Annotated in this window: 15 protein-coding genes and 1 riboswitch; of the genes, 7 read left to right on the top strand and 8 right to left on the bottom strand. The window is 34.1% G+C overall.

Annotated features, from left to right (window positions below):
* Positions 1-24 precede the first annotated feature (24 nt).
* From ATE47_RS10330 to ATE47_RS10315, 4 genes are read left to right on the top strand one after another with little or no spacing between them, the layout of a single operon-like run.
* Positions 25-768, top strand: coding sequence for a tetratricopeptide repeat protein (locus tag ATE47_RS10330; RefSeq protein WP_062161899.1), 744 nt, complete (start codon positions 25-27; stop codon positions 766-768).
* The gene (locus tag ATE47_RS10325; protein WP_062161898.1) at positions 768-2,501 is read left to right on the top strand and encodes a BatD family protein; all 1,734 of its coding nucleotides are present in this window, start codon (positions 768-770) and stop codon (positions 2,499-2,501) included. Before ATE47_RS10330 ends, ATE47_RS10325 begins: the two co-directional genes overlap by 1 nt.
* Before the next feature lie 44 nt (positions 2,502-2,545).
* Positions 2,546-3,148 (top strand): MarC family protein, encoded by a 603-nt coding sequence (locus tag ATE47_RS10320; RefSeq protein WP_062161897.1) that lies wholly within the window; start codon positions 2,546-2,548, stop codon positions 3,146-3,148.
* 5 nt (positions 3,149-3,153) lie between these two features.
* A complete protein-coding gene (locus ATE47_RS10315) occupies positions 3,154-3,348 on the top strand; it encodes a hypothetical protein (RefSeq protein WP_062161896.1) in 195 nt (64 codons plus the stop codon).
* Positions 3,349-3,492: 144 nt separating this feature from the next.
* On the opposite strand, the gene ATE47_RS10310 is transcribed toward ATE47_RS10315, so the two are convergent.
* From ATE47_RS10310 to ATE47_RS10290, 5 genes are all read right to left on the bottom strand, one after another.
* On the bottom strand, positions 3,493-4,461 hold the full coding sequence (locus ATE47_RS10310; protein WP_062161895.1) for a chorismate-binding protein: 969 nt from the start codon (positions 4,459-4,461) through the stop codon (positions 3,493-3,495).
* 28 nt (positions 4,462-4,489) lie between these two features.
* Positions 4,490-4,921, bottom strand: a complete 432-nt coding sequence (locus ATE47_RS10305; protein ID WP_062161894.1) for a PaaI family thioesterase — start codon at positions 4,919-4,921, stop codon at positions 4,490-4,492.
* 46 nt (positions 4,922-4,967) lie between these two features.
* On the bottom strand, positions 4,968-5,546 hold the full coding sequence (locus tag ATE47_RS10300) for a 1-acyl-sn-glycerol-3-phosphate acyltransferase (protein ID WP_062161893.1): 579 nt from the start codon (positions 5,544-5,546) through the stop codon (positions 4,968-4,970).
* A gap of 315 nt (positions 5,547-5,861) precedes the next feature.
* Complete coding sequence (locus tag ATE47_RS10295; RefSeq protein WP_062161892.1) at positions 5,862-7,586, bottom strand: PspC domain-containing protein; 1,725 nt, start codon at positions 7,584-7,586, stop codon at positions 5,862-5,864.
* 11 nt (positions 7,587-7,597) lie between these two features.
* Entirely contained in the window at positions 7,598-7,927 is a 330-nt protein-coding gene (locus tag ATE47_RS10290) for a PadR family transcriptional regulator (protein ID WP_062161891.1), read from the bottom strand.
* A 299-nt stretch (positions 7,928-8,226) separates the two neighbouring features.
* Between ATE47_RS10290 and ATE47_RS10285 the strand changes: the two genes are divergently transcribed.
* The 3 genes from ATE47_RS10285 to ATE47_RS10275 are packed head-to-tail and all read left to right on the top strand — an operon-like array spanning position 8,227 to position 10,226.
* On the top strand, positions 8,227-8,910 hold the full coding sequence (locus ATE47_RS10285) for an XAC2610-related protein (RefSeq protein WP_062161890.1): 684 nt from the start codon (positions 8,227-8,229) through the stop codon (positions 8,908-8,910).
* 57 nt (positions 8,911-8,967) lie between these two features.
* Entirely contained in the window at positions 8,968-9,636 is a 669-nt protein-coding gene (locus tag ATE47_RS10280) for an XAC2610-related protein (protein ID WP_062161889.1), read from the top strand.
* Positions 9,636-10,226, top strand: coding sequence for an HD domain-containing protein (locus ATE47_RS10275; RefSeq protein ID WP_062161888.1), 591 nt, complete (start codon positions 9,636-9,638; stop codon positions 10,224-10,226). The genes ATE47_RS10280 and ATE47_RS10275 overlap by 1 nt, the downstream gene beginning before the upstream one ends.
* A gap of 31 nt (positions 10,227-10,257) precedes the next feature.
* On the opposite strand, the gene ATE47_RS10270 is transcribed toward ATE47_RS10275, so the two are convergent.
* From ATE47_RS10270 to ATE47_RS10260, 3 genes are all read right to left on the bottom strand, one after another.
* Positions 10,258-10,641, bottom strand: a complete 384-nt coding sequence (locus tag ATE47_RS10270; RefSeq protein WP_062161887.1) for an acyl-CoA thioesterase — start codon at positions 10,639-10,641, stop codon at positions 10,258-10,260.
* 107 nt (positions 10,642-10,748) lie between these two features.
* Positions 10,749-10,926: riboswitch (cobalamin riboswitch) on the bottom strand.
* A gap of 63 nt (positions 10,927-10,989) precedes the next feature.
* Positions 10,990-11,790: a hypothetical protein gene (locus tag ATE47_RS10265; protein WP_062161886.1), complete on the bottom strand. Its 801-nt coding sequence runs from the start codon at positions 11,788-11,790 to the stop codon at positions 10,990-10,992.
* A 30-nt stretch (positions 11,791-11,820) separates the two neighbouring features.
* Positions 11,821-12,483, bottom strand: coding sequence for an ATP-binding cassette domain-containing protein (locus ATE47_RS10260; protein ID WP_062161885.1), 663 nt, complete (start codon positions 12,481-12,483; stop codon positions 11,821-11,823).
* Positions 12,484-12,807: the final 324 nt, after the last annotated feature.

Raw genomic sequence — 12,807 nt, 5'->3', positions numbered from 1 at the left:
TATAAAGGAATAATTTTGCACATAATGAATACTAAAATCTTTTTTTTATCGTTTATAACTGCTTTTACGTTTTCGGGATTTCTGTTTGGCCAAAAAAGCTACAGGACTCTTGTCTATGAAGGCAATGAAAAATTCAACGGTAAAAACTATGATGGGGCGTCTTCTAAATACATGGAAGCGATAAAAGCAAACGGAAAAGATTTTGCGGCGCACTATAATTTAGGAAATGCTTTGTATAAAAGCAAAAAATATGAAGAGGCAAAAGCTGAGTTTGAAAAAGCGCAGAAACTTTCTCAGACACTACCGGATAAGGCAGCGGCTCTTCATAACCTTGGGAACGCTTATATGCAGATGAACCAGCCCGAAAAGGCCGCGGATTTTTATAAGCAATCCCTTAAACAAAACCCTTACAGTGAGGCAACAAGAAAAAACTATGAAATTGCCAAGCTGAAAGAAAAAGAAAAACAACAAAAGAAAAACCAGCAGAATAACTCAGGTAAAGGAGGCGGTGGTAAAGACCAGCAACAAAATGATGATCAAAAAGGAAACCCTAAAGATCAAAAGCAAGATCAGGGACAAGGCCAGCAAAATCAAGGAAAAGGCCAGGGAAATGATCCCGGCAAAAACCAAAATGATGAAGGTAAAATGCCTAAAGATCTGGAAAATCAGATACTCGATAAAGTAAACGATAAAGAAAAAGAAACCGCCAGAAGAATCTTAAACAAGAATTCTTATTCGATGCCCGAAAGCAACGAGAAAGATTGGTGATGCAGAGCAGAATTATTTACATATTATTCCTTTTTACTTCCGTAATTTCTTACGGACAGGTAAATATTTCTGTAACTCCTGATAAAACAAGCTACAATGGAAAAGACATTATCAACCTTACCATTGTTCTTGAAATGGATGGCGATTATAATCAGCAAACTCCATTACGATTACCTGATTTTTCCAAATTTAACATAATCGGAACGGGTTCCGTGAGCAACGGATATGTAGATCCCGCCACCAATACCGTAATTTCTCAGTCCATAACAAGGCTTGCTCTTGAACCTAAACAAAAGGGTAAAGTAAAAGTTGGGTCATTCCTTGTAACGATCAATAATAAAATTTACAAGACGGAACCGTTCGACATCTTTATAAAGGATATAGAAAAAAAGCCTGTTGCCAATAATGCCTCAAAGGATGTTTACCTGAATATGGAGATTGAAGATCGTGATGTATACCAGGATCAGCCCACAATCGCTGTTCTGAAAGTATATTCTAAAAATATGGATAACTTCAGAAAGGTGAAAAATATACATCTGCCTGAGCAGGACAACCTGAATGTTTACCCTGTAAGTTTTGCGAAATCTGAGATCGATCCTTCCGATTATGGAAGTATGGCTTCACAAATTTTAGCAGTATTCATGGTGTTTCCGAATGAAGCCGGATTTATTGAAGTTCCGGGCGTTTCGGCATCCGTGCATTCCTATTCTAATAAAAATAAGATTGTTTCCAATAAAGTAAAAATCAACGTTAAAAAACTTCCGGAAGGTTCTCCGGAATATTTTAAAAATGCTGTCGGGAATTTTAATGTAAGTGTTTACAACGCTTCAAAAGAAAAAGCTGAGGTTACAAAGCCGATGAATGTTGTTGTAAAAGTAAGCGGCGAAGGAAATCTTAAGGACATGGAGCTGCCTAAAATTGCTGCGTCTCCTGATTATGAGGTTTTTGCTCCAAAAATTACTCCCAAAGTTAGTATTGGACTTACAGGAATGAAAGGTGAGATTTTAGCCAATTACATCATAATTCCGAAAAAAGCGGGTGAAATAGTAATAAAAACGGAAGAGTTTGCCTTTTTTGATCCTTCAAGTAAAGAATATGTAGATCTTGGACAGCAGAGTCTGTCTGTAAATGCCTTTTCTCATGAGCAAATTCTTGAATCCCGTACAACAGTAGAAAAAGTAAACGAATACACCAATAATTTTCTAGAAACGGTAAATACACCAGTTTTAAAAACTACCTCATTTAAAGTAAAAGAAAAGAATAAATTCCATTGGAATATACTTTTAACCAATATCGGTATTTTAATAGGATTATTTATAGCTTATCTTTTATTTAAGACTTGGCAAAAAAAGCGTAAATTAATTAAAGAAACCGTACCTGCAAAACCCTTAGGTTCCATCGCTGAAACGGAAGAAGAAATCCGCGAAAAATTAAAAACTGATATCAATGATTATTTCAGCTATTTAGAAAATCTTAAAGACAATGAGGATTATCAGAAGTTCTTCGAAGTTGTTGATGAGTTGGATTCTGAAGTTAGAAATCAGTATTTCCAAAGCTCTGTAGAAGACTTTAGAAAATTTCTGGAAAACTATAAAGGCTCTGCAACGGCTGAAGAGTATAGAAATCTTTCCCAAAGAATTCAGATTGAGAAGTATGCACCCGTAAAATCTAAGGAAGGAATTGAGGCGCTTCTTAAAGAGATTGTTAATTTATATTCCCAAATTAGCAAATAACCAATTTATTTTCATATTTTTGCGAAATTTTTAATTACAAAGAGATGGAAATTTTTAATGATTTTTCTATAAAAGAGATTATTACCTGTTTTATGGTTCTTTTCGCAGTGATCGACATCATTGGTTCTATTCCTATTGTTGTGAGGCTTCAACAGAAATTTGGGCAGATCGAGGCAGGAAGAGCATCCATTACAGCGTGTTTAATAATGCTTGTTTTTCTTTTTGTGGGAGATAAGATGCTAAAGTTCATAGGGGTTGATGTGAATTCTTTCGCAATTGCCGGGGCATTTGTAATTTTCATTATTGCCTTGGAAATGATTTTAGGAATTGAGATTAATAAAACCTCAGAAGCAAGATCTGCATCTATCGTTCCTATTGCTTTTCCATTGGTTGCGGGAGCGGGAACTTTAACGACAACCTTATCCCTTAAAGCTGAATTTCATGATATTAATATCATTTTCGGAATCATTCTCAATACAATTTTCGTATATTTGGTGTTGAAATCTGCTACCTGGCTGGAGAAGAAAATGGGTGATGCCACATTGGCTATTTTACAGAAAGTTTTCGGAATTATCCTGTTGGCAATTTCAATTAAATTATTCACCGCAAATTTTGCACAATTGGTGCAGACTTATATTAATTTTTAAGAATTATGCAGAAGTTTTATAAAGTATTTTTAATACTGTTTATCGTTTTTATTGCGATCAATCTTTACGCTATCGACTGGCAATCAGATATATTATCTGAAGATAATCTGAAGTTTGTATTTTCAATTGCTTCGGCTGTAATCGGCTTGATTATTGTGTTTGTAATGAATACCTGGAGTAAAATCGGAGTGAAGAAATAATTGTAATCTTACATTATTATATAAATCTCTTTCAGTTTTGAAAGGGATTTTTTGTTTTAAAAGTGGCTAGGTTCTCGAAGCCATAGTTATAGTAATGGTGATTTCGAGAGCTTTAGTCACCACAGAAATTTCAGTCTTATTTTTTTATAAAATCACTAGGTTTTTCAAAACAGCCTCAGACTTCAATTCTGTTTCTCTCCATTCTTTTTCGGGATTGCTTTGAGCGGTAATTCCACCACCTACAAAGGCATGTACGGAATTTCGATACAGTTTTGAACATCGAAGATTCACAAAAAACTGAACCGTTTCTTCGGTTTTAATTTTAATATAACCGGCGTAGAGTTCACGAGGAAATTTTTCTATATTTTTAATCTTTTCCTTACAAAAATCCTTTGGAATACCACAAACGGCAGGAGTAGGGTGTAATTCCTGAATAATATTGTCTAGATCCTCGTGTTTTATTTTTGCTTTAAAATCAGTTCTTAAATGTTTTATATTCCCTGAAATATGATCGTAAGTCTCAGATTCATCAATGTTTTCAGAGTATTTTTTTAGAATATTTCTGATATAAGCTGAAACGGGTTTTTGTTCTTCAATTTCTTTTTCGGACCAATTCTCTGAGATCGGAAGTGTTCCGGCCAGGCTCATGGTTTCAAATTCGTGAGTGGTTGTATTAAATTTCCCTAATACTTCTGAAAAAGCGCCCATCCAGGCATTTTCGCCGTTTATGAAGATATACCGGAAGGCATTTGGATAAGAATTACAAAGATTTTTAAAACTTTCTTTTAAATCAATTATATTAAAATCAGTGAAAATTTTTCTTCTTGAATATACCAGTTTTGGAAGTTGGTTTTCTTTAATAACCTCGATAACTTTTTCAAGATTCTTTAAATATTCTTCTTTAGTTTCAGGAACGGATTGGTTGTTGTCAGGTGGTAAAGATTCGCATGAAATTATTGTCTTGTCAAAGTTTTCAGGATGTATTTCTACAATTTTTCCATTAAAATTAATACTGCTTAAGCCATCAAACGAATGAAAATTTACAGAATTCTCATTGAAATTTTCGTCTGTTGAATATAGTTTTTCGTTGAATGGAAATTTGAAATAAATCATTATAAATCAGCTAAGTAGACTTTTAAACTTATTTATTAATAATATTATTTGTCATTGTCGTATGATTAATAAGCTGATCTTTTTCATCACGGATCTCAATTTCAGAAACGTGCATTGATTTTCCTTTTCTTATAAATCTTGCAACAGCAGTTACGATTCCGTCTTTTTTGCTTCTCAAATGATTGGAATTAATATTGGTCCCGACTCCGTAATACTTTTCGCCGTCAATAAATAAATTAGACAGGCTTGAACCCATTGTTTCTGCTAAAACACAGCTTGCACCGCCATGTAAAATCCCAAAAGGCTGATGAACCTTAGGACCAACAGGCATTGTTGCCGTTAAAGTTTCGTTTTCCAAATCGATATCAATAAATTTTATTTCCAACGTTTTGGCTAAAGTAACTTCTCCGCCCCAATTGTTCAAAAATGCTAATATTTCTTCTTTCGTCTGACCTATCATAAATACTAAATAATTTTGCTAAACTTCTAACTTCTAACTTTAAAAATCATTCCCCCATAATATTCGGGTTCCAGTTTTCCGGAACTTTCGGGACAATATCATTTTTAATATAATAATCCTGAATTTCCTGCATAATTTCTGCAAACGGAACCGAAGCAATTCTTTCGTAAGGAATGGTGTAGCCTAAGTAGATGATATTTCTTTTGAAATCACCGGCGGCCAAAACGATCGGCACTTTTGCGGCTAATGCCATATGATAAAAGCCTTTTCTCCATTTCGGAACCCAGCTTCTTGTGCCTTCCGGAGTGATAACCAGGCTAAAATTGTCTTTTTCAAATTGTTTTGCTACAAAATTTACAAGATCATTCTTTTGAGTTCTGTCGATCCCAATTCCGCCCAGCCCTTTTACAATACCGCCGTACCAGGCTTTTGTATGAGCGTCTTTAATGATAATTTTCAATGGCTTTTTCAAAGACCAATAGGCAAGGTTCCCCAACAGATATTCCATGTTGTGCGTGTGTGGTGCAACAACGAGAATACATCTGTCCAGGCTGTTTACATCGCCTTGTAACACGACTTTCCAGCCTAATAATTTTAACAACAGTTTGCCAATCAGCTTTCTCATATAAATTTGAATTAAAAACAAAAAAGTATAACCAAAGTGGTTATACTTTACAAATATATTGAAATATTATCGCTCTTAAAACAAACCGCTGATTAAATCCACGATTTTCATTGCAATTTCTAATGCTAGTTGTACCATGATATTAAATATTTTTTGAGTGTTGGTTATTAATTTTTTATCTATACAAATGTAAACTTTTTTATTAACATAATAAACAAATATTTATTCTTTTTTTGTTCATTCTGAGAGAAGAAGAGTGTGAATTTCAAACGGTTGAGTTCTACATTCACACCTTCTGCCACTCTCTGAAGTTAATTATTTAGTTTGTATGGAAATTTCGTTTTTATCCTCGTTTACTTTGATATCTACTTTGCCGCCTTTCATTTTTTTGATGCTGTTTTTCATAGAGTCAATTACCTGATCTGCCTGATTGCTAGGAACTTTTTTACCGTTGATGATAATACTGTCACTGTCTTTATTATCTGAGCTGTACTCAATGGTAGAGCCGTTTACCGTGATCTTATTTTTTTCGATCTTAATATTTCCGTGCTCGTCTCTTTCCTGATCGTCGTCATTGATTCCGTCTCCGTTCAAATCTCCGTTGAAATCAATTCCGTCTTTTTTTACCGGAATTACTACAGATTTTGAAGGAATTACCAATTCATAATCGATACTGTAATCTCTGAATCTGTGCTCGTAAGGATATTTAATATAATTAGGAAGGATAATTTTGTTGCCTACAACCTCTACCGGAACATTTACATTCAATGGAAGGTTGTATCCTTTAGCCTCTTTTTTAATAATTAAATAAGGAGTTTTAACGTCAGCCTTTCTTGTAACTTCTATATGTACCCAATCTTTTTCGTACACTGAAGATTTGTCAGAATAAAGATCATCTTCGTACCCGATAAAGTTCTGTGGAACAGCTACCTGCTTAATATCTACATATAAGCTGTCTGAAGTGGTGTTGATAGAAATCTCTTCCGTATCTTCTTTGTGACCTTTCAGGAACATCTCTTTTTTCGCCATGCTTACCCCGAAATATGTTGAGATTACGATTAATGCAAGGATTAAAGCTCCGATTACCCAGCCTGTATTTCTCAGTTTTGTTTTTGGAGAAATTAATTTAATACTTAACAACCCGAATAACATGGCAGGAATTAAACTTCCTAAAATAATCATCGCCATGATAACATATTTCATTCCGTCATTGTCAAAATAAAAGTCCATCTGGCTGATTGGCGGAAAGTCGTTATTTCCCATGAATCCGAAGATTACAAATACACCGATCAAACAAGAGAAAGACATGATGGCAAAAATACCGCCCAAAATATACCTCACTACATTCCAGATTCCGCTCCCGGCGTTGTTGATGTATGGCTTGCTTTCGATATACATTTCTCCGACCCTCTGAGTAGATTCATTGGCAAATTGCACCAATTTATTAGACTCATTCTTAAGATTGTCGAAGTTCATAGGCTTTCCCTTCATTTTCAGGAAATCTGCTGCAGTTTCTGCTTTTGGTAATACGATCCAAAGGATGATATAAAGCAATACTATTAATGAAGAAGAAATGGCTGCTGTAAAGATTCCTAATACGAAAACTCCTAACCAGATTGCTCTCATCGCCGTAATATCCATTCCTACATAGTGAGCCAAACCAGCACAAACACCTGCGATCTTTTGTCTTTCAGGATCACGGAACAACTGTTTTTTGTCTGTATATTCAGTTCCTGAAGTATATGTTTTCTTGGTATTTTTTTCAGAATAATAAGCTTCTTCCTGTTCTTCGATTTTTTCAGGAGAACCGATCTGTGCGATTACTTTTTCTACATCCGTATCGTTGATCACTTCACGTTTTCCTAAAGAATCTCTGAAGATTTCTACCATTCTGATTTCTATGTCATGCATTACCTCATCAGCTTCTGAAGCATCCAGAGAGCTTCTCAGAGCATTCAGGTAATCGCTGAGCTTTATATATGCGTGTTCCTCTATCGTAAAAGAAAAACCTGCGAGTCCTATTGAGAGTGTCTTGTTCATAGCTTTGTTTTTTATTGTTTTTGAGTAATTTGGTTGACTGAATCTGTTAATTCGTTCCAGGTATTTTGAAGTTCATCTAAGAATAATTTACCTTTTTCTGTGATCTGATAATATTTTCTTGGTGGTCCTCCAGTAGATTCTTCCCATCTGTAAGAAAGGAACTCGCCGTTTTTTAATCTTGTTAAAAGAGGGTAGAGTGTTCCTTCTACTACATCCAGTTTTCCTTTTTTCAGTTCATCTATTAAGTCGGAAACATACATTTCACGATGATTGATGAGACTTAAAATACAGAATTCCAGAATTCCTTTTCGCATTTGCGCTTTGGTATTTTCAGTATTCATCTTTAATAAGTTTTGTTAATTAGTTATATAATTTTCGGTGTCTGGTTCCTAGCTAGTTGAACCTATTCCGATTTTACATTACAAAGATATGTAATTAAAATGGTAATATGCAATACAAAGTAGTGGAATTTTTTAAATAAATTGTTTAATTAATTGAAAATCAATATAATAAATTTTAAATGAATTTTATTTTGAATTTAGTTTAGGTTAAAATCAGGTCAAAAATTTTAAATTTTCGTACTTTTGAATCTAATTTTATTGGAAAATCAATTGAAATTTCCAAGTAAAACACTTTAAAGATGAATTATAAATTATTATTGTCCATCATTTTGGTTGGAAGCCTTTATTCAGCGCAAAATCAATTTGAATTAAAAGATGCCTCACAGCATTATGATGTCAAAATCAATGTTGAAACCTGTGAAAACAATGAATGCAGCGGAAAAGCGAACGTAGAATTATTTGATAAGAAAAGTTCTAAAAAATTACAAACCTTAACTTCAGATAATTTAAACTTCTATTTAAATGAAGACCAGAAGCCAACCGCAAACATTATTCAATTGTATAATGAGCAAAGTCCGGTGATTTTTGATGATTTTAATTTTGACGGAACCGAAGATATCGCCATCAGAAACGGCAATGAAAGTGGTTACGGAGGCCCTTCTTACGATGTTTATGTATTTAATATAACTAAAAAACAATTTGTTCCAAGTGAAGAGCTGACACAATTGGCTCATGAAAATTTAGGAATGTTCAACACGGATTCAGCACGTAAAAGATTAATTACCTATTCAAAATCAGGATGTTGCTGGCATTTAACAACAGAATATACAGTGCTTCCGCAAAGAGGATTGTTTAAAGTCTATGAACTGGAAGAAGATGCCACCGGTGGCGAAACAGTGAAGGTGACTAAAAAAGAGTTTATTGATGATAAATGGACTACAAATATTAAAGAATACCCAATAGACGTATATTATAAGGAATAATCTTTCATCCCGGCATAATAATTGTAAATCCAGTTGCTATATAATATTTAAAAACAAATGATGAAAAACTTTAAAATCCTTGCGGCTTTTTTACTTGCCACACCTTTGTATTATGCACAAAAACAATTTGATATTACAACTGCTTCTAAAAAGTATAACATAAGTATTACTTCTCAAAACTGTAACAAAGAAAGCTGCGATGGTCCCGGAACTATTAAACTAATAGATAAAAAAACAAAGAAAACAATCCAGTCATTTAAATCTGAAGAACTTAGCTTAAGTTTTGATTCTAACGGAAAGATTATTTATGATATTGCTGTTTTAGTAAATGATTTTAATTTTGATGGGCAAGAAGATGTTGCGGTACAAAATGGTCTTAATGGTGCTTATGGAGCTGCTTCATATGATATCTACCTTTATCAGCCGTCAAATAAAATGTTCAAGAAAGATCAGAATTTTTCACAGATTCTTTCGCAGGCTGTAGATTTTAAGGTAAACAGCAAGAAAAAAAATATAACAACATTTTCAAAATCAGGTTGCTGCGTTCACCAAACGACAACATATGTAATCAATTCTAAAAAACAGCTTGAAAAGTCTGTGGAAGTAATAGAAAACTCAGAAGATAAAAAATATGTAAAAGTAACAACTGGTCGGAAAGTTAATAACAAGTGGGCAGAAACTTCAAAAAAATATCCCGCTGAAACCTATAAATATTTGGAAAATTAATGAAAATACAAAAAGAGATTGATTTTATCCTTGCAGTAGATGCGCTGAAAAACGTACAGAGAAGGAACTACAATGCAGATGATTCCAGGAGGGAAAACACGGCCGAACACTCATGGCAGATTATTATTTTAGCTCAAATTCTTTTTCCTTATGCGAAAAATAGGGCAGATATTGATTTATTAAGAGTTATCAGGATGCTTTCCATTCACGATCTTGTTGAGATTGAAGCGGGCGATACGTTTTTGTTTGATGAAGCTGCAATGGTTGGAAAGTTTGAAAGAGAAAAACAATCTGCTCAAAATATCTTTGGAATTTTGGACGAACCTTTACGTTCAGAATTCTTCAATCTCTGGCTGGAATTTGAAGAAGAGCAAACTCCCGATGCCATTTTTGCCTGCGCCATCGACAGGATTATGCCTTTCATTCTAAACTCCCACACCTCAGGAAAAAGCTGGACGGAAGCCGGCGTTACGGAAAAGCAGGTAAGAGGAATGCTTGAAAATGCGATCACCAGAGCGTCAGATGAAATGGGAGAGGCTTTTCATTTTTTAATGCTTAAAAATTTGGAAACTGAAAAAGTTTTGAAATAAGGTTTCGGCGGCCGAAGGCCGCCGAAACCTTTTATAATATCGAAATCGGCTTCTTAAACTCATCGATCGCCACAAAAGTAAAATCCCCGACAATAGCTCTTTCCCTTTCATAGGAATACATCTGTTCGGTGTAGATTTCCACATTCACTTTCATACTCGTGGTTCCCACATGAACAACCCTTCCGATTAATTCAACAATCGTTCCGGCAGGAATAGGCTTTTTAAAATCAATCTTATCGCTGTTTACGGTTACCACGCGTTTTCTTGCAAATCTTGTGGCTGCAATAAAGGCCACTTCATCCATCAGCTGCATGGCTGTACCTCCAAAAAGGGTGTCGTAATGATTGGTTGTGTTGGGGAAAACGGCTTTAAAAATTCTGGTTTCCGATGCTTCAATTCTTTCTTCTGTAGTCATATTTCATTATTAATTAAAACGAAATGAAACCTATTAAAACAACAGAAGATAACAGAGACAGAATCTCTGAGCATCCATTAGATCAATAAACTTCAAATCGCGAAAGTTTTTGTATAAAGAAAAAGGCAGGTCTCCTGACTTGTAACATCTTATTTCCTTCCCATGCCTTGCACAGTGGATTTTTAATAAAGACTTCGGTTACTTACAGTTGCGCGACAGTTCGTGATTTTCACACGATTCCCTTTTAATTTGCGGCTAAGCAAAACCAGTTTCCAAAAGCTATAGGCAAGAGGCTATAAGCCAAAAGAAATAACTTTTCGGGTGTAAAAATAGTGATTATTTGGTGAATTATTCCGGATTTTTAAAAATGATTTGGCTTTCCACTTTCCCCTGTTTGATAGTCCAAATGGTGGTATATCGGTTTTCTCCGTATCCGTTGATCATGTATAGAAAAATATGATCATTATCGATGGCTGTAACCCCAACATTATCGAAATTCATCGTTGGCTGGAACATATTTTTAATCGCATCTCTTACAAAAACAGAACCTCTTCCCGGTTGCTGCACTCTTACGGATTTAATTTCGGTTAAGTCTTCAGGAAGCTCTTTACCGATTCCCCAAGGTTTTATTTTATCCAGTTTAGTGATGTTTCCATCGGCATCTTTTTCCTGTTTTTTAATTTTTGCATAAGAAGGATAAACATCGATGATCACTTTGGTCCTCTGGTTTCCTGGGATTTTCGGATTGGTATCATCCGTGAAAATTAATGACTTTCCGTTCTTGGATTTTGAAGGCGTAAAATGGGGAAGCTGATCCACAAAAACCACACGGTTTTTATTCACCATTCCTTCTTTTGTAATGCTGTCGTATCTCACGAAAGGTTTTTCCGTATCGTCTTTTTCAGGATATTTGATCCATATCCATTCCGTTTCTCCCGGAGCAGGTTTTACATAAACAAAAACATCCCCCGTTTTCATACGGATTTTATCAATGATTTTTCGGTAATCTTCTTTGTGTACACGAACCATTGCATAGCCTTCTTCTGCCTTTACAACACCGAAAGGAACTTTATTCTGCCCCTTCGCAAAAGCCATAGAAAAAAGAATGAAAACTGATAAATAAAATGCTTTGTTTACGGAAATCATCATGAAATTTTTTTGACAGTTCAAATATATAAATTAAATGCTTTTCGGCAGATAATTATACTGTTGCAATTCTTTAAAATCTTTGATTTGTTTTAAATAAGTATCGGAAAGCAAATAAATTTCGTCTGAAATATCCATAACTTCCTGGTAACGATGGTCGGAAATCATAATTCCTTTATATTTTGATTGTTGCTTAATTATTTTCTGTACTTCGGTTGTCATTTTAGGAGAAAGACTGTTAAACGGTTCATCCAGTAAAATAAATTTAGCATCTGAATAAATGATCAATAAAATTTCAACGATTTTCTTTTCACCACCGGAAAGATTTCTTGAACTTTTATGAAGGAATGGTTTAATTAAATCTAATTCAAAAACTCGATCAGCATTTTCCTTATCACAAAAAAGCGGAATTAAATTTTTAATCTTAATGCCTTTTGGAAGAAAAAAATTCTGAGACAAATAGGAAATTTTCCCTTTTCTGTCCATCTGGTTTTGAAAAATTGTATCATCAACTTTAATGAATTGTGTATCGCCTTTTTCTGTTCCGAAAATAATTTTTAAAAGAGTCGATTTTCCTGTTCCATTCCTCCCCAGTAATCCAACAACTTTTCCTGTTTCACAGCTTAAATAAATATCCTGCAAAATTTTCTTTGAACCATAAGATTTCGTAACACTGTCAATATGTAATTTACTCATAAAAACTTGGTCATGATATTTATAATCAAACTTAAAGATAACGTCAAAATCCAAAGAAAGAGCCTGGAAAACCCAAAATTCGCATAAAAATAATATTCGTTTTTTAATCTCAATTCGTAAATAAAATAATGGAAAAGAGGAAATAGTAATAAAAAACCTAATCCAAAATTATCGACGTTAAAACCCGTCTGAAAAGCAATTAACAAAGAAAATAAAACAGCAGGAATTAGTATTTTAAAATAAAAAATCCACAATATTTTGAAACTTTTGATCATAATTCAAATTTAAATAAAATAAAAGAGTGCCTCAACGACACTCTTTTAT

Origin of the sequence: Chryseobacterium sp. IHB B 17019, assembly GCF_001456155.1 — a bacterium.
In the GTDB taxonomy this organism is placed as follows: domain Bacteria; phylum Bacteroidota; class Bacteroidia; order Flavobacteriales; family Weeksellaceae; genus Chryseobacterium.
Note: the sequence above shows the minus strand (reverse complement) of the source record. Positions and strands in the feature narration are given on the sequence as shown.